Origin of the sequence: Psychrobacter sp. FME6, assembly GCF_014861365.1 — a bacterium.
Lineage (GTDB): Bacteria > Pseudomonadota > Gammaproteobacteria > Pseudomonadales > Moraxellaceae > Psychrobacter.
The window spans coordinates 1-1,360 of record NZ_RRYW01000196.1; the positions used below are offsets into that span (position 1 = coordinate 1).

Annotated in this window: 2 protein-coding genes; both read left to right on the forward strand. The window is 37.6% G+C overall.

The features are described 5' to 3' along the window. The first annotated feature begins 159 nt into the window (after positions 1 to 159). The gene (locus EI162_RS14180) at positions 160 to 666 is read left to right on the forward strand and encodes a tetratricopeptide repeat protein (RefSeq protein WP_192524942.1); all 507 of its coding nucleotides are present in this window, start codon (positions 160 to 162) and stop codon (positions 664 to 666) included. A gap of 289 nt (positions 667 to 955) precedes the next feature. Further along, complete coding sequence (locus EI162_RS14185; RefSeq protein WP_192524943.1) at positions 956 to 1,318, forward strand: hypothetical protein; 363 nt, start codon at positions 956 to 958, stop codon at positions 1,316 to 1,318. Positions 1,319 to 1,360: the final 42 nt, after the last annotated feature.

Genomic DNA, 1,360 nt, shown 5'->3' on the forward strand with positions numbered 1-1,360 from the left:
TTCTCTTTGTTGTGGTAAACAAGAGTGTAAGGCGTTGCTTATTTTTTTCAACTATTTCCCAATTCTATACAGCCCCTAGTATTAGTATTATTGTTAATAAAATTTTCAGAAGCGAGACAAAGTGACGCAGAAGAAGTGCAGTATGCCCCGACTTTTAGTATGCAGAATTATGTTGTTTCAGATGATCCTAATAAACAAGTTTTCTTAGGTGATATGTACTATTTTGGCGATGGCATTAGTACAGGTCAAGACTACGATAAAGCATTTGAGTTATATCATAAGGCAGCTCAACAAGGCAGTGCTGAAGCTAAATATAAACTTGGTTTGATGTACCACAGGGGTAAAAGTGTTGAGCAAGATTATAATCAGGCAAGAAAATTATTCGAAAGAGCAGCTAACCAGAATTATGCTAAGGCTCAACACAATCTTGGAGTAATGTACTATAGTGGTGAGAGTGTTAATCGAGATTATGTACAAGCAAGAGAATGGTTTGAAAAGGCAGCTTACCAGAATCACGCTGGTTCTCAATTTAACCTTGGAGTAATTTATGAAGATGGTGAAGGTGTACCTCGAAATATAGAAACTGCTAAACAATGGTTTAGCAAGTCTTGTAATAATGGAAATCAAAGAGGTTGTAATAGTTATCAATTATTAAATGGACAATAAATTCTATGAGATGTGACATAAGGATTGGGAGTATTAAAGAATAACCTTATATTCAGTCACTATTCTGTGACTAATAGAAAGTATTTTTCATAATAAGCAAAATTATGTAAATGTTTATAAATTATACAGTCAAATAGACCTAGCCTATGACGCCAATGGTCAACTTATCAAAGAGCAGCAAACCAGCACGCTTAATATCGCAGGACTAAATCATGAATATAGCCTAGCGCTACAGCATCAATATGACGAGATAGGCAACCGCACCGCTACCACCTTACCCGATGGCAAAGTGCTTAATCAGCTGTACTATGGTTCTGGACACCTATACAACCAAAGCCTGTTTGACCCAAGTAGCGATCAAAATATTGAGCTTCGTCACAGTGAGCGTAACAAACTGCGTCAAGAGGTCAGTCGTCAACAAGGTGTGCTCGATAGTATCTACACCCATGATCCTATGGGACGACTCATCAACCAGAATAGTAGCTACAATGACCACATTGTAGTTGGACGTCAGTATCAGTACGACCTGATTGGACAACTTACTGATATAAATAGTAAGACTTCACTCACAGGCAAAGACAATATTGTACAGCAGCACACCCGTAATCATCACTACCAATACGATGCGATAGGCCGATTTGTAGTGGCATAATAAAATTGGACAGCTTCTAAGAGGTTATAATAACCCAAAGAA

Bases quoted from the DNA above. Each gene is read 5' to 3' on its own strand.
- EI162_RS14180 (WP_192524942.1), top strand. From the start codon at position 160: ATGCAGAATTATGTTGTTTCAGATGATCCTAATAAACAAGTTTTCTTA.